This window comes from Aquabacterium sp. G14 (assembly GCF_037482285.1).
In the GTDB taxonomy this organism is placed as follows: Bacteria; Pseudomonadota; Gammaproteobacteria; order Burkholderiales; family Burkholderiaceae_C; genus Aquabacterium.
Window position 1 is genome coordinate 99,380 of record NZ_JBBEYB010000006.1, and the last position, 24,984, is coordinate 124,363.

Sequence of the window (24,984 nt, forward strand, 5' to 3'; positions counted from 1 at the left end):
CGTGCAGCCCCTAGCCCCGTACGTCAGGTTTCCACGGCCGCAGCGCGACGCGCCAGCAGGCTACCCAACGCCAGCACCAAAAAGGCACCGACCACGCCTGCACCATAGTGCAATGCAGGGCTTTCAGGGATGAGGTGGACGGTGGCCGGATCGCTCACGGCCAGGGTGCCGGCGATCCACCCGAGCAACATGCCCCCGGCGGTGATGATGATGGGAAAGCGGTCCATCATTTTGAGGACGAACCCACTGCCCCACACGATGATGGGAATGCTGACCAGCAAACCGAAAATGACGAGCGGCATGTGATGACCCGCATGACCACTGGTTTGTGCCGCACCGGCAATGCCGATGACGTTGTCGACGCTCATGATGAAGTCGGCCATGATGATGGTCTTGATGGCACCCAAGAGCTTGTCGCTGGCCTGCAAGTTGCCGTGCCCCTCTTCCTCTGGGACAAGAAGTTTCACGCCAATCCACAGCAACAAGGCCGCTCCGACCAGTTTCAGGTAGGGGAGCGCCAGCAAGGACATGGCAAAGAAAATCAAGACAATCCGCAGCACGATGGCGCCTGCCGTGCCCCACAAGATGCCACGCCGCCGGAGTTCAGGGGGCAGGTTGCGACACGCCAGGGCGATCACCACGGCGTTGTCTCCTCCGAGGAGGATGTCGATCATCACGATCTGGCCAACCGCCAGCCAGAACTCGGGTGTCAGCAAGGATTCCATCATGCTCAAAAAAAATCAGCCCCTGAGTGTAGGGGCTGATGGGGGCCTGTCGGCAAGAAAAGCGAACTCAGATCAGAGCAGGCCCTTGAGCAGCTTGCCCATTTCCGACGGGTTGCGGGTGATGGTGAAGCCGCACTCTTCCATGATGGCGAGCTTGGCGTCGGCCGTGTCGGCGCCGCCAGAGATCAGCGCGCCGGCGTGGCCCATGCGCTTGCCCGGAGGGGCGGTGACACCGGCGATGAAGCCGACGATGGGCTTCTTCATGTTGTCCTTGCACCAGTAGGCGGCTTCAGCCTCATCCGGACCACCGATTTCACCAATCATGATGACGGCGTCGGTGTCAGGATCATCGTTGAAGGCCTTCATCACGTCGATGTGCTTCAGACCGTTGATGGGGTCGCCACCGATGCCAACGGCGCTGGATTGACCCAGGCCCAGTTCGGTCAGCTGTGCCACGGCTTCATAGGTCAGCGTGCCCGAGCGGGAGACGACGCCGATGCGGCCCTTGCGATGGATGTGACCGGGCATGATGCCGATCTTGATCTCGTCGGGCGTGATCAGGCCAGGGCAGTTCGGGCCCAGCAGCAAGGTCTTCTTGCCGCCAGCGGCTTCCTTGGCCTTCATCTTGTTGCGCACCATCAGCATGTCGCGCACGGGGATGCCTTCGGTGATGGCGATGACCAGGTCCAGATCGGCCTCGACGGCTTCCCAGATGGCGTCAGCGGCACCGGCGGGCGGCACGTAGATCACCGACACGGTGGCGCCGGTTTGCTGAGCCGCTTCCTTGACGGAGGCGTAAATGGGGATGTCGGAGAACTTCTCGCCAGCCTTCTTGGGGTTCACACCCGCGACGAAAGCGTTCTTGCCGTTGGCGTAGGCCTGGCAGCCCAGGGTGTGGAATTGACCGGTCTTGCCCGTGATGCCTTGGGTGATGACCTTGGTGTCTTTGTTGATGTAAATGCTCATGACGAAGTCCTTGTGTTCTGGGCTCAGGCGACAGCGGCGACGATCTTGGTCGCGGCTTCGGCCATCGAATCGGCAGCGATGATGGGCAGACCGGAGTCGGCCAGCATCTTCTTGCCCAGGTCTTCGTTGGTGCCCTTCATGCGGACGACCAGCGGCACGTTCAGGTTCACGGCCTTGCAGGCGGTGATGACGCCATCGGCGATGGTGTCGCACTTCATGATGCCGCCGAAGATGTTCACCAGGATGCCCTTGACATCGGGGTTCTTCAGCATGATCTTGAATGCTTCGGTGACCTTCTCGGCCGTGGCGCCACCGCCGACGTCCAGGAAGTTGGCAGGCTCGCCACCGAACAGCTTGATGGTGTCCATGGTGGACATGGCCAGACCGGCGCCGTTGACCAGGCAGCCGATGTTGCCGTCGAGCTGGATGTAGGCCAGGTCGAACTTGGAAGCTTCGATTTCAGCAGGATCTTCTTCGTCCAGGTCGCGCAGCGCCACGATTTCGGGGTGGCGGAACAGGGCGTTGGAATCGAAGTTGAACTTGGCATCCAGGGCAATGACGTTGCCCTTGCCGTCGCGGTTCAGCGGGTTGATTTCAACCAGCGACGCGTCGGTTTCCATGTAGCACTGGTACAGCTTCTTGAAGATGTCCTTGGCTTGGGCTTGCGAGTCGGCCGGCATGCCGATGCCGTCGGCGATCTCTTGCGCTTGCGCGTCGGTCAGTCCCGCCAGCGGGTCAATGTAGACCGTGATGATCTTCTCGGGCGTGCTGTGCGCCACTTCTTCGATGTCCATGCCGCCTTCGCTGGAGGCAATGAACGCCACCTTCTGGGTGGCACGGTCGGTCACGACCGACACGTAGTATTCCTTCTGGATGTCAGCACCGTCTTCGATGTACAGACGGTTGACCTTCTGGCCTTCCGGGCCAGTTTGGTGGGTCTTGAGCTGCATGCCCAGGATTTCACCGGCCAGGCGACGCACGTCCTCAATGGACTTCGCCACCTTCACGCCACCACCCTTGCCGCGACCACCTGCGTGGATCTGGGCCTTGACCACCCACACCGGGCCGCCCAGCTTTTCAGCTGCAGCGACAGCTTCGTCAACGGAAAAAGCCGGGATACCTCTTGGGACCGGCACGCCAAATCGGCTCAGGATCTCTTTGCCTTGGTATTCATGAATCTTCATGTGGTTCTCGCAGTCAGGTGTTGCGTTCTTGTCGAACATGGCAAACCCGCCTCATCCGATCGGGCTGAGGCGGGTACACGCGACCTTTTGTCAGGTCTCGCGCGGTTCGGCGCTCAGCATACATCGGCGCCCCCACGAACAGAGGGGGCAGCGATTCAGGGTTTCCCCTTGGTTTTCTGCGATTTCACTCGCCTGTCAACAAGCCATCGCCTCGAATGACGCGACGCACGACATCGGAGGCAAATCCGCGGCTGATCAAGAAGCGCATTTGACGCGCCTTGTCTTGCGGCGATTGCGCCGGCTCGCCAAAGCGACGCAGCCACAGGGCATGGGCACGGGCGAACTCGGTGTCGCGCAGACTTTGGGTGGCGGCCTGCGCCACCTCTGAAGGAAGTTGATGCTGAGCCAACTCAGCCTTCAGCCTCGCCGCACCATAGCGCGCTGCCTTGCGGTGCAACATGGAGTCGGCAAAACGCTGGGCCGACAGCCAGCCCTTTTGCTCCAGCTCATCAAGCACCTGCGCCACCTGTTCCGGCGATTCAGCGTGGGGGGCGAGCTTGCGGGTCAGCTCGACGCGAGAATGCTCCCGCGCGGCCAAGTATTTCAGTGCCCGCCCCTTGAGCGACAAGGTCGGGCGACGGGCAGGCTTCGTGCCGGTGTCCGGAGGATCAGACCTCGTCATCTTCCACCGTGTCGGCCTTGCCGCCGGCCACGGCCGCCGGCAAGAGTGCCACACCCAGCGAGTCACGAATCTTGTTCTCGATTTCGCGCGCCAGATCGGCGTTCTCACGCAGGAACTCACGGGCGTTGTCCTTGCCCTGGCCGATCTTCTCGCCGTTGTAGGCATACCAGGAGCCCGACTTGTCCACGATCTTGGCATTCACACCCAGGTCGATGATCTCGCCCTCGCGGCTGATGCCCTCGCCGTACAGGATGTCGAACTCGGCCGTCTTGAACGGCGGCGAAACCTTGTTCTTGACAACCTTGACCTTGGTTTCGTTGCCGATGATCTCGTCGCCCTTCTTGATGGAGCCGATGCGACGGATGTCGAGGCGCACGGAAGCGTAGAACTTCAAGGCGTTACCGCCGGTGGTGGTTTCAGGGCTGCCGAACATCACACCGATCTTCATGCGGATCTGGTTGATGAAGATGACCATGCAATTGGTCTTCTTGATGGTGGCCGTGAGTTTGCGCAAGGCCTGGCTCATCAGGCGCGCCTGCAAACCGGGCAAGGCATCGCCCATCTCGCCTTCGAGTTCGGCCTTGGGCGTGAGCGCGGCCACTGAGTCAACCACGATCAGATCGACCGAACCGGAGCGCACCAGGGCGTCGACGATTTCGAGCGCCTGCTCACCGGTGTCGGGCTGCGAGATCAGCAGGTCTTGCAGGTTGACACCGAGCTTCTGGGCGTATTGGGCGTCCAGCGCGTGTTCGGCGTCGATGAAAGCGCAGACGCCGCCTTGCTTCTGCATCTCGGCCACGACCTGCAGGGTCAGTGTGGTTTTGCCGGACGACTCAGGGCCGTAAATTTCGACCACGCGGCCACGCGGCAGACCACCGACGCCCAAGGCGATGTCCAGCCCCAGCGAACCGGTCGACACCACCTGGATGTCTTCGACGACTTCACCCTCGCCCAGGCGCATGATGGAGCCCTTGCCGAACTGCTTCTCGATCTGGGCCAAGGCGGCCTGCAAGGCTTTGGCTTTTTCGGTGCTGAGGGCAGATTTGGCGTTGGCGTCCATGCGAAGTCTCCGGAAGGTTCAATGATTGGCTGGGATGCATTATGGCAAAAGCTGGACATTCATACAGTACTTTCGCAAATAATTTTCGCCCCTCTGATTGGGGTGGCGGCCTGCGCATATTGCGATGCAGCATTTCCCGCTAGACTGATCTCATGAGTTCCAAGCGCACGCCCCAGGATCAGGCCCACACGCAGCGTCTGGAGGAAGACCATCAGGTGCATCGGCGCCCCCGGCGCGCGCGCACCGGTCGCGCTTCGCACAACGGCGCGCGGCCTCGTGTCAACCTGGCCTTGCAAGGCGGTGGCTCGCACGGCGCCTTCACATGGGGTGTGCTGGATCGTTTGCTGGAAGCCGATGGGCTCGACTTCGGCGGCATTTCTGGCACCAGCGCAGGGGCGCTCAACGGCGCCGTGCTGTTGACGGGCTACGCCAGAGGACACCAAGCGGGAGGAGAGGCGGCCGCGAGGCAGGAGGCACAGAAATCCCTGCGTGAGTTCTGGCGCGACGTGAGTCGCCACGGCCCCCTGTTTTCACCCTTGAACATCCAGGCCAACGGGCTGCTGAAAACGGAGTTCAACTTCGACCAGTTCCCAGCCTATCAATGGCTGAACGTGTTCATGCGGTCGTTCAGCCCCTATGAGTTCAACCCCCTCAACCTGAACCCGCTGGAGGCCGTGCTGAAGCGCCATGTTGACGCGGCCGCGCTGCATCAGGGCTGCAAGCAATGCGGTATCCCGCTGTTTGTGACGGCCACGTCGGTACACACCGGGCAGGCGCGGGTGTTCACCGCAGAATCGTTGTCCATTGATGCCTTGATGGCCTCGGCCTGCCTGCCATTTGTGTTTCAGGCGGTCGAAATCGAGGGCGAGCCTTACTGGGATGGCGGCTACACCGGGAACCCGGCGCTTTACCCATTGATCTACGAGACCACGGGCATCGACATTCTGCTGGTCCGCCTGACGCCGCTGCAACGCATCGACAACCCGACACGCAGCATCGACATCATCGATCGACTCAGCGAGATCACTTTCAATGCCAGCCTGGTCAGCGAGATGCGGGCGATTGCCTTCGTCAAACGCTTGATCGACGAGCACAAACTGGACCGAGGTCACTACAAGCGCCTGCACATGCACATGGTGGCGGATGACGGGGGCATGAGCGCTTTCAATGCTTCCAGCAAGTTCAACACCGACTGGGCCTTCTTGCAGGAGTTGCACCGCCTTGGACACCAGGCCGGCGACCAATGGTTGAAGGCGCATCGACATCAGGTGGGAGCCGAAAGCTCCTTCGACATCCACGACACGTTTTTGCAGCAAATGGCCCCGCCAACCGGGCAAACTTGATTTGCCGCAAGTCTGAGCGCACCAATCAGGCACAAGATGTGTTCAACGGAAGACCGGTTCTTCCCCAGCTTCAATGACCTTTGACAGGAGACACGATGGGACACGAACTCGATAATCACCCTCTGGCAAGCGACTTTCCTGAGTTCAAGGACAAGATCCACGCACTGAAGACCAGCAACACGCACTTTGCGCGCCTGCATCGTGAATACGAAGAAGTGGACAAGGCGGTGATTCGTCTGGAAACCGGTGTGGAGCATGGCTCAGACGCCGAGATCGAGACCAAGAAGAAGCTGCGTGTGCTGCTCAAGGACGAGTTGTACGCGCTGCTGAAGGCCTGATCCGGCACCGCTGTCAACAGTTAAGGCAATTGCTGCGGGGGGCCAGATCCAGCCATCTCGACAGCGCCTCTGGGCATCGCGTCACAAGCGCGGTGCCCTTTCCTTTTGTGGGCACGACAGCGAGGGCCAGACATTCTCAAGGCCCGCCCTCTAAAATGGAGGGTTATGACCGAGTCTGCCCGCCCCCCTTCCGCTTCGCCATCCGGCGACACCGCCCTGCCCCGCGCCGCCGCTGTGCCGCCCATGCGCCTGTCCGGCCTGGAGCCGGTGAACATTGGCGAAGGCTCGCTGTTCGTCAACGTGGGCGAACGCACCAACGTGACGGGCTCGAAGGCTTTCGCGCGCATGATCCTCGAAGGGCGCTTTGAAGACGCCCTGTCGGTGGCGCGCCAGCAGGTGGAAAACGGCGCCCAGGTCATCGACATCAACATGGACGAGGCCATGCTCGACAGCAAGGCCGCCATGGTGCGCTTCCTGAACCTGATCGCCGGCGAGCCGGAGATCGCGCGCGTGCCCATCATGATCGACTCGTCCAAGTGGGACGTGATCGAGGCTGGCTTGAAGTGCATTCAGGGCAAGGGCATCGTCAACTCGATCTCGTTGAAGGAAGGCCTTGAGAACTTCGTCCATCAGGCAAAACTGATCAAGCGCTACGGTGCTGCTGCCGTGGTGATGGCGTTCGACGAACAAGGCCAGGCCGACACCTACCAGCGCAAGGTTGAAATCTGCGAGCGCGCTTACCGCATCCTGGTCGATGAGGTGGGCTTCCCGCCAGAAGACATCATCTTCGACCCCAACATCTTCGCGATCGCCACGGGCATCGAAGAGCACGACAACTACGCCGTGGACTTCATCAACGCCACGCGCTGGATCAAGCAGAACCTGCCGGGCGCCAAGGTGTCGGGCGGCGTCTCGAACGTGTCCTTCAGCTTCCGTGGCAACGAGCCGGTGCGCGAGGCCATCCACACCGTCTTCCTGTACCACGCGATCCAAGCGGGCATGGACATGGGCATCGTCAACGCTGGCATGGTCGGCGTGTACGACGATCTGGACGCTCAGCTGCGCGAGCTGGTCGAAGACGTGGTGCTGAACCGCCAGCCGGTGTTCAAAGAAGGTGAAGACACTTCGCTGACCCCGACCGAGCGGCTGCTGGGCATCGCCGAACAAGTGAAGGGTGCCGCCAAGGATGACAGCGCCAAGCTGGCGTGGCGCGGCACGGCCGAGCACCCGGCCTCGGTGGAAGACCGCCTGAGCCACGCCCTGGTGCACGGCATCACCGACTTCATCACGGTCGACACCGAGGAGTGCTATCAGAAGATCAAGGCCGGCGGTGGTCGCCCGCTGCACGTGATCGAAGGCCCCTTGATGGCCGGCATGAACACGGTCGGCGACCTGTTTGGCGCCGGCAAGATGTTCCTGCCGCAGGTGGTGAAATCAGCCCGCGTGATGAAGCAGGCCGTGGCCCACCTGGTGCCCTACATCGAAGAAGAAAAGCGCCAGCTGGAATTGGCCGGCGGCGACGTCAAGGCCAAGGGAAAGATCGTGATCGCCACCGTCAAGGGCGATGTGCACGACATCGGCAAGAACATCGTGACCGTGGTCTTGCAGTGCAACAACTTCGAGGTGGTCAACATGGGCGTGATGGTCCCGTGCAAGGACATCCTCGCCAAGGCCAAGGAAGTGGGCGCGGACATCGTGGGCCTGTCGGGTCTGATCACGCCCTCGCTGGAAGAGATGCAGTACGTGGCCGCCGAGATGGAGCGTGACGAGTACTTCCGCTCGCGCCAGATCCCGCTGCTGATCGGCGGGGCGACCTGCTCGCGTGTGCACACGGCTGTGAAGATTGCGCCCAACTACAGCGGCCCGGTGGTCTATGTGCCCGACGCCTCGCGCGCCGTGGGCGTGTGCTCGGAGCTGCTCAGCCCCGAGCGCCAGCAGGCCTACATCGCCGAGCTGAACGCCGACTATGAACATGTGCGTCAGCTGCATGCCAACAAGAAGGCCACGCCGCTGGTGAAATTGGCCGAGGCCCGCGCCAACAAGGCCGAAGTGGACTTTGCCACCTACACGCCCACGGTGCCGAAGTTCATCGGCCGACGCGTGTTCAAGAACTACGACCTGAGCGAGTTGGTGGCCTACATCGACTGGGGTCCGTTCTTCCAGACCTGGGACCTGGCCGGCCCCTTCCCGGCCATCCTCGAGGATGAGGTCGTCGGCGTCGAAGCCCGCAAGGTGTACGCCGATGCACAGGCCATGCTCAAGAAGATCGTCGAGGGCCGTTGGCTGACCGCCAATGGCGTGATCGGCCTGTACCCGGCGCAGTCGGTCAAGGACGACACCATCGAGATCTACGAAGACGAGTCGCGCAGCAAGGTGCTGATGTGCTGGGACCCGCTGCGCATGCAGACGGAGCGTCCGGTGGTCGATGGCGTCAAGCGCCCCAACCGCTCGCTGGCCGATTTCATCGCGCCCCGCGATGCCAAGCCCGATTACATCGGCATGTTCGCCGTGACGGCCGGCCTGAACATCGAGAAGAAGGAAGCCGAGTTCATGGCCCACCATGACGACTACTCGGCCATCATGCTCAAGGCCCTGGCTGACCGCCTGGCCGAGGCCTTTGCCGAGCGCATGCACGAACGGGTACGGAAGGAGTTCTGGGGCTACGCCGCCGACGAGGCGCTGGACAACGCTGCCCTGATCAAGGAGCAGTACCGCGGCATCCGCCCGGCACCGGGTTACCCAGCCTGCCCTGACCACACGGTCAAGCGTGAGATGTTCCGCGTGCTCGACGCCGCAGACGTGCACATGCACCTGACGGAAAGCCTGGCCATGATGCCGGCCGCCAGCGTGAGCGGTTTCTACATGGCCCACCCCGAGGCCGCCTACTTCAACGTGGGCAAGATCGGCCACGATCAGGTGGAAGACTGGGCACTGCGCACCGGTCTGTCGGTCACCGATGCGGAACGTGCCTTGGCACCGCTGCTTTGATCCCCCTGTGCACAAAGTCGCACTGAAAGCCGCAGCGTATCGCGCGGCTTTCATTCGCTTACAAAGCAGACGATTGGCAGCACCTGCCGCCCAGGTCAACGTGGCACCCTTGCGGCCACGGGTCTGACCCGCTCGCAACGCCGACGTCCGAGGAGACTGCGCTGCAGCAGATGACCTTCTCCAGTCATCTCTTTGCCGGCCTCCATGCGATCTGCCCCCTCTCCCCGTTCCTGCCACCGATCGTCTGCGTGGCGCTGGTTTGCACTGACCTTGGCTCTGCTGCTCACTGCGTGCGGCGGAGGTGGCGGCAGCTCGACGTCCATTGACCCGGACACAGGCCTGACCGTCTCGGCATCCATGGTGCCGAGCAATGATGCCGAGGGCTACCGCTTCCTGACCCAGGCCACTTTCGGACCCACTGCGTCCGATCTGGCTCGTGTCAAGAGGATCGGGTACGACAACTGGATCGACGAACAGTTCAAGCTGCCCATACAGAGCAGCCACTTGAGCACCGTGGAGTTCTCCGCCTCGACGCTCGGTCAGTCGCAAGCCTACGCCCACAATGTGACCCACAGCTGGTGGACCCATGCTGTTCGCGAACCGGGCCAGTTGCGACAGCGTGTGGCGTTTGCATTGTCCGAGATCTTTGTGGTCTCGACCCTCACGGTCGATGACGGCCGCAGTGCTGCCAGCTACTTGGACATGCTGACCGTCCACGCCGATGCCAACTACCGAGATCTCCTGGAAGCCGTCGCCCTGCACCCCGCCATGGGGCAGTATCTCTCCCACCTTGGCAATCGCAAGGAAGACGGCACCGGTCGCGTTCCCGACGAGAACTTTGCCCGTGAGGTGATGCAGCTTTTTTCGATCGGCCTGCATGATCTGGAGGACAGCGGACGCCCGCGCCTGGTCAATGGTCAAACCGTCGAAACCTACAACGCCAACGACATCAAAGGTCTGGCCCGCGTGTTCACAGGATTCAGCTGGCACTGGCCCTCGGCCAAGTCAGCCGTGGAATGGTGGCAGTGTTTCTGGCGGACCCTCGAGTGCCGAGATCCAAGCCAGGACGTGCGCAGCATGACGGGCTACGGTCAGGCACATTCGACCAGTGCCAAGCAGTTTCTCGGTGTCGATGTGGCGGCACAGGAGACGGCCGACCCCAAAGCCAGCCTGAAAGCCGCGTTGGACCGGTTGGCCACCCACCCCAACACTGCACCGTTCATCAGCCGACAGTTGATCCAGCGACTCGTCACCAGCAACCCCAGCGACACCTATGTGGCCGATGTCACCCGGGTCTTTCGTGCCCAAAATGGCAACCTGCGCGCGGTGGTCAAAGCCATCTTGTTGCACGAGGAGGCGCGCCGCCCGCCCTCGGTCGGCCTCAGCACCTACGGCAAGCTGCGTGAGCCGGTATTGCGTCTGAGCCACCTGCTGCGGGCGCTTCCTCACACCAGTGCCCGCTTCACAGCCGGCGGCGCGGCCCCCTTCTATCTGGCCGACGACACGAGTGACCCCGGCACGCAACTGGGCCAGACTCCACTGCGAGCCCCCTCGGTCTTCAATTTCTTTCGGCCGGGCTACACAGCGCCGCAAAGCGCGATGGCCGCCCAAGGCATGGTCGCGCCAGAAATGCAGATCACCAGCGAGACCTCCGTGCTGGGCTACGCCAACTTCGTGGCCACGATCCTGGAAAGGGGCTGGGGACAATGGAACGTCAACAGTGGTAACTGGGACATCCAGTTCGACCTCAGCGGCTGGGACACGCTGGCTGGGGATCCTCCCGCCTTGATCGATGCCATGGCACAGCATTTGGTAGGGCACACCTTGCCTGACGACGAGCGCAATCTGGCTGTCAGCGCCATCACGGCCATGCCCATCAGCGCGACCGATACGACTGTGCTGGCCAAACAGCGTCGGCAGCGCATTCAAGCGGCCATTCTCATGGTCGCGGTCTCGCCCGCTTTCGTGATTCAACAGTGAGATCCACCATGAGTCAGCACACCCGCCGACAATTTTTGCAACGCATGGCGGCCCTCTCTGGCATGGGCTCCGCCGCACCTCTCGGACTCAGCCTGAGCGCGTTGACCGAAGCTGCTGCACAAAGCGCGGGCAACGGCAGCTATCGAGCATTGGTTTGCATTGTGCTCAATGGCGGCAACGATGCCTTCAACACCGTGCTGGCCACGGATGCCGAATCATGGGAGCACTACAACACACATCGCAAGCCCGTCGATGGCAGCACAGGCATTGCCCTGCCAGCGCCCGGCGTCGCCGCAAACAGCGCTGCCGCGCGCACTGATCCCGCCAGACTGGGCGGCGTGCTGCCGATCAACCACCAAGGTCGCAGCGTGCATGCGGGCCGCACCTTTGCGCTGCATCCGGCTTTGCCACATGTGCAAAGCCTGCATGAGGCCGGGCGCATCGCGATCTTGGCCAACGTGGGTCCGCTGACACGCCCGACCACCAAGGCCGACTTTGCCAGCGCCACAGCCAGCAAGCCGGCCAAGCTGTTTTCCCACAACGATCAACAGTCCACCTGGCAATCGTTCCATGCCGAGGGCGCCGACAAGGGCTGGGGCGGACTGATGGGGGACCGGCTGATGGGCAGCAATGGAAGTGGCCGCCCCGTCAGCGAAGCCGGCATCATCCAGCGCTCATTCACATGCATGAGCCCAGGCAGTGCATCCGTCTGGCTGGCTGGACAAATGGTGTTGCCCTACCAAAGCAGCACCACCGGCATTCTGGGGCTGGGCAGTGGCGGCAAGGTCTACGGTAGCAGCACCCTTCACAGCTCAGTGGCCGCCATCATGGGCAAATTGCAACCAGACGGCAGCCAACCGGTCCCGGCACGCAACCTGCTGCACGGAGACCATCAGAAGGTCGTACAACGCGCCTTGCAGGCAAGCGATCTGCTGAGCACCAGCCTGGCCTCTGGTGGGGTCGCCCCCTGGGCCACGCCATCGGGCTCCGGCAACTACAACGCCTACAACGACGACTTGCTCAAGTACACCAGCACGATCGACGGCACACTGAAAACCAACCACCTGGCGATGCAACTGCAGATGGTCGCCCGCCTGATCGCCACCAACACGGCAGCGAGTCTGGGCATCACCCGACAGTTGTTCATGGTGAGTCTGGGCGGATTCGACACCCACGACGATCAAATCCGCAATCACGGTGAGCGACTGGCGCAACTCAACCACGCCATGGCTTACTTCGATGCGGTACTGGGCAGCATGCCCACGGGTGACATGAGAGCACAAGTCACCACCTTCACCATGTCCGAGTTTGGGCGCACTTTCACCAGCAACGGTGATGGGACCGATCACGGCTGGGGTGGACACCAGTTCATCATGGGCGGTGCGGTCAACGGTACCGAGGTGTATGGAACCTTTCCCACGTACAGTTCTGCCGACAGCAGCGGTGCATTCAGCAGTCCCGATCAAATCCAGAATGGCTCGCTGATCCCGTCAACCGCGGTGGAACAGTACGCTTATACCCTCGGCAGATGGATGGGCGTGAGCCAGACGGATCTGAACGCCATCCTGCCCAATCTAGGCCAATTCAACAGCGATGTGCATGATCTGGGCTTCATGAAGACCTGATCCTGACGGACATTGCTCAGAGCAAAGACCTCAGATAGCGCCCGGTGTGACTGCCTGCGTGCGCGGCCACCTGCTCGGGTGTGCCGGCCACCAACACCTGACCACCGCCGGAGCCGCCTTCCGGCCCGATGTCGATCAACCAGTCGGCCGTCTTGATGACGTCGAGGTTGTGCTCGATGATGACGATGGTGTTGCCCGCGTCGCGCAACTGGTGCAGCACCTTGAGCAGCAAGGCGATGTCGTGGAAGTGCAGGCCCGTGGTCGGCTCATCCAGGATGTAGAGCGTGCGCCCCGTGTCGCGCTTGGACAGCTCCAGCGCCAGCTTGACGCGCTGCGCCTCGCCCCCTGACAGCGTGGTCGCGGCCTGCCCCAGGCGGATGTAGCCCAAGCCCACGTCCATCAGCGTCTGCAGCTTGCGAGCAATGGTGGGCACGGCGCTGAAGAAGGTCAGCGCGGCCTCCACGGTCAGGTTCAGGATCTCGTGGATGTTGAGGCCCTTGTACTGGATCTCCAGCGTCTCGCGGTTGTAGCGCTTGCCATGGCACACATCGCAGGGCACATACACATCCGGCAGGAAGTGCATCTCGACCTTGATCATGCCGTCGCCCTGGCAGGCTTCGCAGCGACCGCCGGCCACATTGAACGAGAAGCGGCCGGCGCCATAGCCGCGCTCACGCGCCGCGGGCACATCGGCCATCAGCTCGCGGATCGGCGTAAACAGACCGGTGTAGGTGGCCGGGTTGCTGCGTGGCGTGCGGCCAATCGGGGACTGGTCGACATTGATGACCTTGTCGAACAGCTCCAGGCCCTCGATCTCGTCATGCGGCTCGGGATCCAGGTGGCTCTGGTACAGCTTGCGGGCAACCGCCGCATACAGGGTGTCATTGACCAGGGTGGACTTGCCCGAACCCGACACGCCGGTGACGCAGGTCAGCAGGCCCACGGGGAAGTCAGCGGTGACGCCTTTGAGGTTGTGACCACGGGCGTTGACCACACGCAGCCGCGGCGTCTCATCGGTGAAGGCATGACGCTGGGTCGGCACCTCGATGCGCAGCGCCCGTGCCAGATAGCGGCCGGTGATGCTCTCAGGATTGGCCTGGACCTCTTGCGGCGTGCCTTGCGCGAGCACACGCCCACCATGCACGCCTGCCCCCGGCCCCATGTCGACGACGTGGTCAGCGGCGCGGATCATGTCCTCGTCATGCTCGACCACCAGCACGCTGTTGCCCAGGTTGCGCAAGTGCTGCAGGGTGCCGATCAGGCGGTCGTTGTCGCGCTGGTGCAAGCCGATGCTGGGCTCGTCGAGCACATACATCACCCCGGTCAGGCCCGAGCCGATCTGCGACGCCAAGCGGATACGCTGCGCTTCGCCGCCTGAGAGCGTGTCGGCACTGCGATCCAGGCTGAGGTAATTCAGGCCCACGTCATTGAGAAAGCGCAGGCGCGAACGGATCTCGTTGACCACCTTGGCCGCGATCTCGGCCTTGGCGCCTTGCAGGTGCAGGTGCTCGAAGTAGTGCTGCGCCTCGGCCAGGGTGGCGTGGGCGATCTCGTAGATGGGCTTGGTCTCGCCCGTATGTGCATCGAGCAACTTGACGTGCCGCGCCTCGGTGCGCAGGCGCGTGCCGTGGCAGGCCGGGCAGGCCTTGGGCTGCTGGTAGCGGGCCAGTTCTTCGCGCACGGCGCTGGAGTCGGTCTCCTTGAAGCGGCGCTCGAAGTTGGGGATGATGCCTTCGAACGGGTGCGAGCGCTTGACCTTGCGCTTCTTGCCGCTGGTGCCATCGGCCTCGTAGGTGAACTCGATCTCTTCGGTGCCCGAGCCGTACAACAGCACCTGCTGCACGTGGGCGGGCAGCTCTTCAAAAGGCTGCTCGATGTCCACGTCGTAATGGCGACCGATGGATTCGATCAGGCTGTAGGTGTAGGGGTTGCGGCGGTCCCAGCCCTTGACGGCCCCGCTGCCGATGCTCAGCGACGGGAAGGCCACCACGCGCTGCGGGTCGAACGCGATCACATGACCCAGACCATCACAGGTCGGGCACGCGCCCTGCGGCGAGTTGAACGAGAACAGCCGCGGCTCCAACTCCGAGAGCGAATAGCTGCAGATGGGACAGGCAAACTTGGCCGAGAACAGGTGGGTGACGCCGCTGTCCATCTCCAGCGCGAGCGCACGGCCCTCGGCCAGACGCAGCGCGGCCTCAAAGCTCTCGGCCAGGCGTTGCGCCATGTCGGGCCGCACCTTCAGGCGGTCGATGACCACGTCGATGTTGTGCTTCTCGTTCTTGACCAGCGGCTGCAGGTCGGCCGCCTCCACCACCTGCCCGTTGATGCGAAAGCGCACATAGCCCTGCGCCTGCATCTGCGCAAACAGCTCGACGTGCTCGCCCTTGCGGTCGCGCACCACCGGCGCCAGGATCATCAGCTTGGTCTCTTCCGGCAGCGCCAGCACGGCATCGACCATCTGGCTCACGCTTTGCGCCTGCAGCGGCTCGCCATGCTCCGGGCAGAACGGGGTGCCCGCGCGGGCGTACAGCAGGCGCAGGTAATCGTGGATCTCGGTGACCGTGCCCACGGTGGAACGCGGGTTGTGGCTGGTGGCCTTCTGCTCGATGCTGATCGCGGGCGACAGGCCCTCGATCACATCGACATCGGGCTTGTCCATCAACTGCAGGAACTGACGCGCGTAGGCACTCAGACTCTCCACATAGCGACGCTGGCCTTCGGCATACAAGGTGTCGAACGCCAGGCTGGACTTGCCCGATCCCGACAAACCGGTGATCACCACCAACTGGTTGCGCGGCAGATCCAGGTCAATGTTTTTCAGATTGTGGGTGCGGGCACCCCGAATCTGGATCTGCGTGCGCTCCGCCAACGGTGCCGATCGCACCGCGTGAGCGAGATAGGGAGCCGCATCGGCAGAGGCGCCGGGCACGACGGGAGCATCAGGGCGGGACATGGAAGACTCGGTGCAAGAAAAATGGCCCCAAGCTGACGTCCGACACGGACATGTCGGACGTGAGGGCAACCGAGCATGATACGTCGCCTTGGTCGTTCGACGCCAGCCATGCTTTCGGGCGGCCTGACCGTCCAGCGCCTGCCCGTTGAGTCAGCAATGCGTGAGGTCAGCGCGCCGCGTTCAACGCATCCCGCGTTTCCAGCGCCACACGTCGGGCTGCGCTGGCGAAATCGTCCCCACTGCTGGCGTACAGCACCGCACGCGAGCTGTTGACGATGATGGTGCCGGTGATGGCGCCGCTGGCATCGGTGGTCAAGCCCGCCTTGACGGTGGCCACGGCATCGCCGCCCTGCGCGCCCACGCCGGGGATCAGCAGGGGCAGCGTCGGAGCCAGCTCGCGCACGCGGGCAATCTCTTCAGGGAAGGTCGCCCCCACCACCAGGCCCATCTGGCCATTGGTGTTCCACGGCCCCTGCGCCTGGCTGGCGATGTGCTCGTACACACGCGGCTGGCCTTCGACATCGGCCAGACGCAGGTTCTGCAAATCCGAGCCGCCCGGGTTGGAGGTGCGGCACAGCAAGATCACGCCCTTGCCCGGGTACTTCAGGAAAGGCTCCATGGTGTCAAAGCCCATGAAGGGTGACAGCGTCACCGCATCGGCCTGGTAGCGCACAAAGGCTTCACGCGCGTACTGATCCGCGGTCGAGCCGATGTCGCCGCGCTTGGCATCCAGGATCACCGGCACCTGCGGGGCGACACGGCGCATGTGCGCCATCAGCCGCTCCAGTTGGTCTTCCGCACGGTGCGCCGCAAAGTAGGCGATCTGCGGTTTGAAGGCGCAAACCAGGTCCTTCGTCGCGTCCACAATGGCCGCGCAGAAGTCATAGATGCGGTCGCTCTGGCCCTTCCAGGCACCAGGGAACTTCGACGGCTCGGGGTCCAGGCCCACGCACAGCAGCGAGTTGTTTTGCTGCTGCGCGTGGCGCAGTTGCTCGGTGAAGATCATGGCTGCGCCCTTGCCTTACTTGCCAATGCGCTGAGCCAGCTCAACAGCCTTGCCGATGTAGTTGCCAGGCGTCATCGCCATCAGGCGGGCCTTCTCGGCCTCGGGCAGCTCCAGCGTCTCGATGAAGGCCTGGATGGACTCCTTCGTGATGGCCTTGCCACGGGTCAGCTCCTTCAGACGCTCATACGGGTTGGGCAGCGCGTAGCGACGCATCACGGTCTGGATCGGCTCGGCCAGCACTTCCCACGAACTGTCGAGGTCTTGTGCCAGGGCTTCGGGGTTGACTTCCAGCTTGCCCAGGCCGCGGGCCAGGCTGTCATAGCCCAGCAGCGCATAACCCAGCGCCACGCCCATATTACGCAGCACGGTGGAGTCGGTCAGGTCACGCTGCCAGCGGCTGATGGGCAGCTTCTGGCTCAGGTGGGTCAGCACGGCGTTGGCCAGGCCAAAGTTGCCCTCGGCGTTCTCGAAGTCGATCGGGTTGACCTTGTGCGGCATCGTGGACGAGCCGATTTCACCCGCCTTGGTCTTTTGCTTGAAGTAACCCAAGCTGATGTAACCCCACACGTCACGCGACCAGTCGATCAAGATGGTGTTGAGACGGGTGACCGCGTCAAACAGCTCGGCCATGTAGTCGTGCGGCTCGATCTGGATGGTGTAGGGGTTGAAAGTCAGGCCCAGTTGCTTTTCGATGACCGACTGGCTGAAGGCTTCCCAGTCCTTGTCCGGGTAGGCCGACAGGTGGGCGTTGTAGTTGCCGACGGCGCCGTTCATCTTGGCCAGCAGCTTGACGTCGGCGATGCGGGCGCGGGCATTGGCCAAGCGGGCCACCACGTTGGCGACTTCCTTGCCCACGGTGGTGGGCGACGCGGTCTGACCGTGCGTGCGGCTCAGCATCGGGATCTCGGCCAAGTTGTGGGCCAGGCCGCTCATCGTGCCGATCAGGGCGTCGATGGTCGGCAGGATCACCTGCTCGCGCGCAGCCTTGAGCATCAGGCCGTGGCTGGTGTTGTTGATGTCTTCCGAGGTGCAGGCAAAGTGCACGAACTCGCCGGCCTTTTCCAGTTCGGGATGCGTGGCAAAGCGCGACTTGATCCAGTACTCCACGGCCTTGACGTCGTGGTTGGTGGTCTTTTCGATGTCCTTGATCGCCTGCGCGTCGGACTCGGAGAAATGCGTCACCAGGCCGCGCAGGAACATGCGCGAGGCTTCCGACAGCGGGGGCAGCTCAGGCAGACCGGCGTCCGACAGGGCGATGAACCACTCGATTTCCACCTGCACGCGGCGGTGCATCAGGCCGAATTCGGACAACAGCGGGCGCAAAGCGGCCACCTTGGTGGCATAACGGCCGTCCAGCGGCGACAGAGCGGTGAGAGCAGACAGGTTCATGGCGGTGTCCGGATGAGGAAAACAGAGCACGCCTGCGAGCAAGATCTCCGCAGGCCAACCTGTCATTTTACCGCGCTCGCACTTTGTGCCAAGCTGGAGACCTGCCGCGCGGAGCTGGGCATGGCGAGGTGCCCTCGCACCCTCTGTTGGGGGCATGACGCTGCATCGAGCCCCTGCTCGCCATCAAGACAGAGTCAGACCGATAAAATGAAAGCAACACCACCTTGTCCAAGCCCATGAAACTCATCGGATCCCTGACCAGCCCCTTCGTCCGCAAAGTTCGGATCGTGCTGGCCGAGAAAAAACTCGACTACAAATTCGAGGTGGAAGATGTGTGGTCGGCCGACTCGCGCATCGCGGAAGCGAATCCGCTCGGCAAAGTCCCCTGCCTCGTCATGGACGGCGGCGAAGCCATTTTCGACTCCCGCGTGATCGTCGAGTACGTGGACACCCTGTCGCCCGTGGGCAAGCTCATTCCCTTGAGCGGTCGCGAGCGCGTGGAGGTGCGCACCTGGGAAGCCCTGGCCGATGGCCTGCTGGACGCCGCCGTGCTGGCCCGCATGGAACAAACCTGGAGCGGCCGCACCGACGCGCAGCGCAGCCCGGCCTGGATCAACCGCCAGCTCGACAAGGTCCACCAAAGCCTGAAGGCCTTCAGCCAAGGCCTGGGTGACAAGCCCTGGTGCACGGGCACCCACCACAGCCTGGCCGACATTGCCGTGGGCTGCGCCCTGGGTTATCTGGACTTCCGCTTCCCGGACATCGACTGGCGTACCACCTACCCCAACCTCGACAAGCTCCACGCCAAGCTGATGCAGCGCCCCAGCTTCACCGACACGGCGCCCCCGGCCGCCTGATGGCACAGGGCGCCGGTTTGGCGCTACACTTGAATCTACAGCGCCGATTTGTCCGGATTGCGGGCGCTCAAAAAATTCCGCTAAAGAGGGCGCTGCTCACCGGCCCCTGCTTTGATGCGAGGCCGGTTTTTTCTTTGTTCAGAACTTCGTAGCGTCATGTCTTCCCTCGGGGTCGTCACCCCTGCCTCCATGCACTTTACAGCCCCGCTGCCTCTGCAAAGCGGTGCGGTGCTCAAAGACTACACCCTGGTCTATGAGACCTACGGGCAGCTCAATGCCGATCGCAGCAACGCCGTGCTCGTGTGCCATGCGCTCAATGCCTCGCACCACGTGGCAGGCGTGCATGCCGACGATCAAGGCCGCCCCCTCCCCAAGAGCGAAGGCTGGTGGGACAACCTGATCGGCCCTGGCAAGCCGCTGGACACCAACAAGTTCTTCGTCATCGGCATCAACAACCCCGGTTCGTGTTTCGGCTCGACGGGCCCCATGCACACCAACCCGGACACGGGCCGCCCCTACGGTGCCGACTTCCCGGTGGTGACCGTGGAAGACTGGGTCAACGCCCAAGCCCGCCTTCTGGACCAACTCGGGATCACGCAGCTGGCCGCGGTACTGGGCGGCAGCTTGGGTGGCATGCAGGCCCTGAGCTGGACGCTGCAGCACCCCGAGCGGGTCCGCCATTGCGTGGCCGTCGCCACGGCGCCCAACCTGTCGGCGCAAAACATTGCCTTCAACGAGGTGGCGCGCCAGGCCATCGTCACCGACCCCGACTTCCACCAGGGGCACTTTTACGCCCATGGCGTGGTGCCTCGTCGCGGCCTGCGCGTCGCACGCATGATCGGCCACATCACCTATCTGTCCGATGACGTGATGGAAGAGAAGTTCGGCCGCGAACTGGTGGGCCGCACGCTGGGTGACGCACCCAACTACAGCACCCAGGACATCGAGTTCCAGGTTGAGAGCTACCTGCGCTACCAGGGTGACAAGTTCAGCGACTACTTTGACGCCAACACCTATTTGCTGATCACCCGCGCGCTCGACTACTTCGACCCGGCCCGGCATCACGGAGGCGATCTGGCGGCGGCCATGGCCAAGGCCATGGCCAAGTTTCTCGTCATCAGCTTCACCACCGACTGGCGCTTCTCGCCCGCCCGCTCGCGCGAAATCGTCAAGGCGCTGGTCGACAACCGCCACGACGTGAGCTACGCCGAAATCGACGCGCCCCATGGCCACGATGCCTTCCTGCTGGACGACCCGCGTTACCACGGCGTGGTGCGCGCCTACTTTGAACGCATTGCGCAAGAACTGCAGGCACCACACACACCTCTGGTCACCACGCAGGGCCAGCTCCTGAAGGTGGCGGTGTGAGGGGCGAGACCATGAACCAACACGATGTCTACGACGTGATCGCGCAGCTGGTGCCGCCCGGCTCGCGCGTGCTGGACCTGGGCTGCGGCAACGGCACCCTGCTCGCGCACCTGCGCGACACCCGCCAGTGCACCGGCTACGGGATCGAACTGGACGATGCCAAGGTGCTGCAGTGCGTGCAGCGCGGCGTCAACGTCATCCAGCGCAACCTGGAAGAAGGTTTGAGCCTGTTCGAGGACAACAGCTTCGACGTGGTGCTGCAACTCGACACCCTGCAACACCTGCGCAACACGGTGGACATGCTGCGCGAGACCGCCCGCATCGGCAAACAGGGCATCGTCAGCTTCCCCAACTTTGCGCACTGGCCGCACCGCTTGAGCGTTCTGCGCGGCCGCATGCCGGTCACGCGCAGCCTGCCCTACCAGTGGTACGACACGCCCAACATCCGCGTGGCCACCTTTGCCGATTTCGAGGTGCTGGCCGAACAGAACGGCCTGCGCATCCTCGAATCATTTGGCGTGCATGAGGGCGAGATCATCACCCGCTGGCCCAACCTGATGGCCAGCAAGGCGGTGTTCAAGTTCGAGCGCCGCTGAGCGCTCGGCACGCTGAGCTTGGCGTGTGAGTGCCGTGGTCGCGGACACGCACACGCACACGCCGTGCATCAGAAGGCGTGGCGTACGCCCACGGTGTAGGTGTAGCCCTTCTTGAAGTTCGCCTTGTCTTTATCGTCAAGCATGAAGGCCGCGTACACATCGGTGCGCTTGGACAGATAGTGGTCGTAGGCCAGGGTCAGGATGCTGTGCGTCACATCTACGGGCGCCGAACCGCTGGCCTCCTCTTCCTTGCTTTGCCCATAAGACACCAACAGCTTGCCGCTCTTTGTCACCGGCACCGCTGCCCCCACTTGATACAAGCGGGTGTCGATGTTGTTTTCAAGGCTGGTGAAGCCCTTGTTGGCAAATGCACCATACTGACCAAAGAACTTGGCAAACCCGGCGTCGTAGCTCACGCCCAACATACCGAAGTTCTGCGCCTGGCCGGCCGTGAGACTAGGCTTAGGCGCCTCGGCAGAGCGCATCGTTTGCCATGCACCACCGACGGCAAACGGGCCGGAGACATAGCGGGCAGACAGGGCATAACTGGTGCGCTCATCTTTGCTCGCGCCCTCACCAAACTGCACTTGCACCGCCCCGGTGAAGCCAGACAGATTGGGGGTCTGGTAGGTCAGCGCGTTGCTCCAGCCCGAGTCTGACTTGTCATAGACCTTAGTGCCCCCGAAGGTCAGGCGGATGGCCGGCGATAAGCCAAAGGCGGCACCCAACGGATTGAACTGCAAGGTGTTCACGAACAGCAATGAGCCTTGGCGCCCCAGGGTGAGTTGCCCCAGTCCGCCCTGCACCCAGACATTGGCAGCGCGTGACCAGAAGGGGTCACTCGAGCCATAACGCCCGGATGCACCCGAGTCGGGCCGGAGGAAGGACTCAATGACAAAGCCTGCTTTCAGACCACCACCCAGAACTTCGGTCCCCTTGAGGCCGATGAAACTGGTGATCATCTGGTTGCCTTCGACCTTGGTGAGACGGGCATTGGCGGCGCTGCCCTTGGCGCCACTGTACTGGAACGATCCGGCAGCGATGTCCACCACGCCATAAAGCTGCAAGGAAGATTGTGCGTGCACAGAGGCACATGCCCCCATGGAGGCAATCACGAGGGGAACAAAGACTTTCGAATGGGACATGGCAACTCCTGATGCACTGGATGAGGTCTGCCAACACGGCAAACTGTATACAGATTTGCAGAAAGCATGCCAGGATGGCGACGCCCAACATCAGAGAAACTGCGCCAGAAAAGCGCAATTGGCACCATGAGGCACCGATTTAGCGACATTTGATCGCACCAAAATGAGAAAGGGCGCCCGAAGGCGCCCTAACATCCAAGGAAGAATGACTTTAGAAGGCGTGACGCAGGCCCACGGCGAAGATGTTGGCCGAGTCATCAGCCAAACCAGCGTCCTTCAATTTCTTGGTGGTGAGTGCAGCGTACACACCGGTGCGCTTGGACAGCGAGTGGTCGTAGCCCAACGAGAACTGTTGCAGCTTGCCATCGGCCAAACCGAGGAAACCGTCTTCGTACTTGGTTTGACCGTAGGAGACCATCACGTTGCCATTGTCTGTGACAGGAATCGTGGCGCCCACCTGGAAGAACTTGGATTTGCTGTCAGCGCCAGCGGTTTCATCCTTGACTTGCGAGTATTGGGCGGACAACTTTGCCACACCGAAGTCATAGCTGGCACCCAGACCGAAGTTCTTCTGGACCTTGGTGTAGGCCGCACTACCCGTATTACCACTGCTGGTGTAGACGCCCATCACACTCAACGGGCCCGCATTGTATGCAGCCGACAGCGCGTAGGCGTTCTTCACGTCACTACCGCCCGAGGTCTCCTTCGGCGCAAATTGCAACGAAGCAGTGAAGCCGCCGAAATTCGGGGTTTCGTAGGTGATGGAGTTCACCCAACCGGTGTCGTAACCCAGGCTGGGAGCGGCGAAGCCAGCCAGGCTGTAGTAGGAGACCATCGTCGGCGAGAAAGTCATGGACGAGCCGAAGGGGTTGTACAGCAGGCCCATGGTGAAGAAGGCGTTGTCGTACTGGCCCAATGCCACACGACCGAAGTCACCGCTCAGACCCACCCACGAACCACGCCCCCAGAAACCACCCGCCAGATTGGGCACATTGCCGCCCGTGTCACCAGCCAAGAAGCTTTCCAGGACGAACTCGGCCTTCAAGCCACCACCCAGGTCTTCAGACCCGGACAGGCCGATGTAGCTGGTCATCATGTTGCCGCTCTCCACCTTGGTGGCGCGGCTGGTGGTGGCGCCGACCAAGGTTCCCGAGGAGGCAAGCGAGAAATCTTCGAACGAGCCCACCGAGGCTTCGATGTAGCCGTACAGCTTGACGCTGGATTGGGCTTGAGCAGCGCCAGCGACAGCCAGCAGGGCGGCCGCAGCCACCAGGGTCTTCTTTGCAAACATCAAGTTCTCCTAGCAATGAAATGGGGAATGAAGCCGGGGTGCGTCACGGGTTTGTCACGCCGCCCTTGAGACGATTGTGAGAGGGAAGCGTCTCACCGCCAAGCAGAAAGCAAAGACTGGGCCAACCCGCACCACAGCGATGCGCAATGTGTGTCGCCCGCGCCACAAGCACCAACATCGCCACATCAAATCGGACAAACATCCCTCATCTGGTGCGTTCTGAGGTCAAAAAAAAAGCGCCCCGAAGGGCGCTTTGGTGATCAAAGTATCAGGCCAGATCGACCTGACACCGATCAGAAGGCGTGACGCAGACCAGCAGCGATTGTAGTGGTCTTGGTCTCAGCGCTGCCAACTTCAGCCTTGGTGTAAGCCACGCCAGCGTAAACGCCGGTGCGCTTCGACAGGGTGTGGTGGTAAGCCAGAGAGAACTTACGCGACTCGGTGTCGGCAGCTGCAGCGTTGTCGTTCTTGATTTGACCGTAAGCAGCGTGCACGGCACCGGCTTGGGTCACAGGCACCACGGCGCCCAGTTGGTAGAACTTGTCCTTGCCAGTTTCTGCACCGGCGGCATTTTCAGCCTTGTTCTGGCCGTACTGAGCGAAAGCCTTCACAACACCGAAGTCGTACGAAGCACCCAGCAACCATGCTTGTTGCTGCGAGTTAGCAGCGCTAGCGTTGGTGCTGCGAACATCGCCGTAAACAGCGGACAGGCCAAGGGCGCCAGCGGTGTAGTTGGCCGACACGGCAGTTGCACCACCGTTAACGGTAACAGTGCTCTTGCCAGTGTTGCCTTCGCGAGCACTGTGCTGAGCCGACAGGGTCAGGCCGCTCAGGCTAGGCGAGGTGTAGCCGATGGCGTTCTGCCAGCTACCACCCAGGGTGTTGCCTACGAACAGCTTGGAAACCGCCAGAACGGGCGACACACCGAAAGCGTCGAACGCAGCAGCTTCGGTCTTGAACAGGCTTTCTTGATTACCCAGCTTCACGGTACCGAAGTCACCAGCCAGGCCAACATAGGCGTTCTTGCCGAAGAAGTTGCCGGCGGTGGTAGCACCGGTGTCCACGTCAATGAAGCTTTCCAGCTTGAAGATAGCCTTCAGACCGCCACCCAGATCTTCTTGACCCTTCAGACCAAAGAAGCTTTCGGTCAGGATCGAGGAGGTCACGCCGTTAACGGTGCTGTCGGTAGCCTTGGCAGGAGAGTTCTTGGTCTTAATGGAGGTCAGACCGACGTCAACGTTACCGTACAGGGTCACGCTCGATTGAGCTTGAGCCGACACAGCCAGGGTAGCCAGAGCTGCAACAGCGATCAGATTCTTTTTAGCGCACATTCAGGTTCTCCTTTGATTCAGGGATTCATCAGCACGCGCTTGGTGCGTTGTCACGCCATGTTGGGGCGCAAGCCGAAGCTGATGGGCTGATTCTGCACAGTAAACGCGCGTCGGGCCAAGCCAAAGCCGGACAAATCCGTGGCCTCCCCCTAGG

19 protein-coding genes and 1 riboswitch are annotated in these 24,984 nt (G+C 62.3%); of the genes, 8 read left to right on the top strand and 11 right to left on the bottom strand.

All coding sequences use genetic code 11. From position 1 onward, the window contains the following. Positions 1-23 precede the first annotated feature (23 nt). The 5 genes from WIT60_RS08580 to recA all read right to left on the bottom strand — a co-directional run bounded on the left by WIT60_RS08580 (position 24) and on the right by recA (position 4,617). A complete protein-coding gene (locus WIT60_RS08580) occupies positions 24-725 on the bottom strand; it encodes a TerC family protein (protein ID WP_339583525.1) in 702 nt (233 codons plus the stop codon). 72 nt (positions 726-797) lie between these two features. Beyond that, positions 798-1,691: a succinate--CoA ligase subunit alpha gene (gene sucD, locus WIT60_RS08585; protein ID WP_339583526.1), complete on the bottom strand. Its 894-nt coding sequence runs from the start codon at positions 1,689-1,691 to the stop codon at positions 798-800. A gap of 23 nt (positions 1,692-1,714) precedes the next feature. Further along, positions 1,715-2,875, bottom strand: coding sequence for an ADP-forming succinate--CoA ligase subunit beta (gene sucC, locus WIT60_RS08590; protein ID WP_339583527.1), 1,161 nt, complete (start codon positions 2,873-2,875; stop codon positions 1,715-1,717). A 184-nt stretch (positions 2,876-3,059) separates the two neighbouring features. Then, complete coding sequence (recX, locus tag WIT60_RS08595) at positions 3,060-3,557, bottom strand: recombination regulator RecX (protein ID WP_339583528.1); 498 nt, start codon at positions 3,555-3,557, stop codon at positions 3,060-3,062. Then, positions 3,544-4,617 carry a recombinase RecA gene (gene recA / locus WIT60_RS08600; protein WP_339583529.1) on the bottom strand — a complete coding sequence of 358 codons (1,074 nt, stop codon included), beginning with the start codon at positions 4,615-4,617 and terminating at the stop codon, positions 3,544-3,546. The genes recX and recA overlap by 14 nt, the downstream gene beginning before the upstream one ends. Before the next feature lie 152 nt (positions 4,618-4,769). Here recA and WIT60_RS08605 point away from each other — a divergent pair, with 152 nt between their 5' ends. The 5 genes from WIT60_RS08605 (at position 4,770) to WIT60_RS08625 (ending at position 12,891) form a co-directional block, all read left to right on the top strand. After that, positions 4,770-5,960, top strand: a complete 1,191-nt coding sequence (locus WIT60_RS08605; protein WP_339583530.1) for a patatin-like phospholipase family protein — start codon at positions 4,770-4,772, stop codon at positions 5,958-5,960. A gap of 95 nt (positions 5,961-6,055) precedes the next feature. Next, positions 6,056-6,298 (top strand): HP1242/YdcH family protein, encoded by a 243-nt coding sequence (locus WIT60_RS08610; RefSeq protein WP_339583531.1) that lies wholly within the window; start codon positions 6,056-6,058, stop codon positions 6,296-6,298. Between the two features lie 243 nt (positions 6,299-6,541). Then, a complete protein-coding gene (metH, locus tag WIT60_RS08615) occupies positions 6,542-9,286 on the top strand; it encodes a methionine synthase (RefSeq protein WP_339583620.1) in 2,745 nt (914 codons plus the stop codon). 204 nt (positions 9,287-9,490) lie between these two features. Beyond that, on the top strand, positions 9,491-11,266 hold the full coding sequence (locus tag WIT60_RS08620) for a DUF1800 domain-containing protein (protein ID WP_339583532.1): 1,776 nt from the start codon (positions 9,491-9,493) through the stop codon (positions 11,264-11,266). 8 nt (positions 11,267-11,274) lie between these two features. Continuing rightward, on the top strand, positions 11,275-12,891 hold the full coding sequence (locus WIT60_RS08625; RefSeq protein WP_339583533.1) for a DUF1501 domain-containing protein: 1,617 nt from the start codon (positions 11,275-11,277) through the stop codon (positions 12,889-12,891). Positions 12,892-12,907: 16 nt separating this feature from the next. On the opposite strand, the gene uvrA is transcribed toward WIT60_RS08625, so the two are convergent. The 3 genes from uvrA to purB all read right to left on the bottom strand — a co-directional run bounded on the left by uvrA (position 12,908) and on the right by purB (position 18,242). Further along, positions 12,908-15,847 (bottom strand): excinuclease ABC subunit UvrA, encoded by a 2,940-nt coding sequence (gene uvrA, locus WIT60_RS08630; protein ID WP_339583534.1) that lies wholly within the window; start codon positions 15,845-15,847, stop codon positions 12,908-12,910. Positions 15,848-16,013: 166 nt separating this feature from the next. Beyond that, positions 16,014-16,853: an orotidine-5'-phosphate decarboxylase gene (gene pyrF / locus WIT60_RS08635; RefSeq protein ID WP_339583535.1), complete on the bottom strand. Its 840-nt coding sequence runs from the start codon at positions 16,851-16,853 to the stop codon at positions 16,014-16,016. A gap of 15 nt (positions 16,854-16,868) precedes the next feature. Further along, complete coding sequence (gene purB, locus WIT60_RS08640) at positions 16,869-18,242, bottom strand: adenylosuccinate lyase (RefSeq protein ID WP_339583536.1); 1,374 nt, start codon at positions 18,240-18,242, stop codon at positions 16,869-16,871. 236 nt (positions 18,243-18,478) lie between these two features. Here purB and WIT60_RS08645 point away from each other — a divergent pair, with 236 nt between their 5' ends. The 3 genes from WIT60_RS08645 to metW all read left to right on the top strand — a co-directional run bounded on the left by WIT60_RS08645 (position 18,479) and on the right by metW (position 21,063). Continuing rightward, complete coding sequence (locus WIT60_RS08645; RefSeq protein ID WP_339583537.1) at positions 18,479-19,099, top strand: glutathione S-transferase N-terminal domain-containing protein; 621 nt, start codon at positions 18,479-18,481, stop codon at positions 19,097-19,099. A gap of 30 nt (positions 19,100-19,129) precedes the next feature. Then, a riboswitch (SAM riboswitch) is annotated at positions 19,130-19,204 on the top strand. Between the two features lie 51 nt (positions 19,205-19,255). Further along, positions 19,256-20,467 carry a homoserine O-succinyltransferase MetX gene (gene metX, locus WIT60_RS08650; RefSeq protein WP_339583538.1) on the top strand — a complete coding sequence of 404 codons (1,212 nt, stop codon included), beginning with the start codon at positions 19,256-19,258 and terminating at the stop codon, positions 20,465-20,467. A gap of 11 nt (positions 20,468-20,478) precedes the next feature. After that, positions 20,479-21,063 (top strand): methionine biosynthesis protein MetW, encoded by a 585-nt coding sequence (metW, locus tag WIT60_RS08655; RefSeq protein ID WP_339583539.1) that lies wholly within the window; start codon positions 20,479-20,481, stop codon positions 21,061-21,063. Between the two features lie 68 nt (positions 21,064-21,131). Here the strand turns inward: metW and WIT60_RS08660 are convergent, their stop codons facing one another. The 3 genes from WIT60_RS08660 to WIT60_RS08670 form a co-directional block, all read right to left on the bottom strand. Further along, a complete protein-coding gene (locus WIT60_RS08660) occupies positions 21,132-22,208 on the bottom strand; it encodes a porin (RefSeq protein ID WP_339583540.1) in 1,077 nt (358 codons plus the stop codon). A gap of 211 nt (positions 22,209-22,419) precedes the next feature. After that, positions 22,420-23,499 (bottom strand): porin, encoded by a 1,080-nt coding sequence (locus WIT60_RS08665; protein ID WP_339583541.1) that lies wholly within the window; start codon positions 23,497-23,499, stop codon positions 22,420-22,422. Between the two features lie 293 nt (positions 23,500-23,792). Continuing rightward, positions 23,793-24,830 (bottom strand): porin, encoded by a 1,038-nt coding sequence (locus WIT60_RS08670; protein ID WP_339583542.1) that lies wholly within the window; start codon positions 24,828-24,830, stop codon positions 23,793-23,795. Between the last annotated feature and the right edge of the window lie 154 nt (positions 24,831-24,984).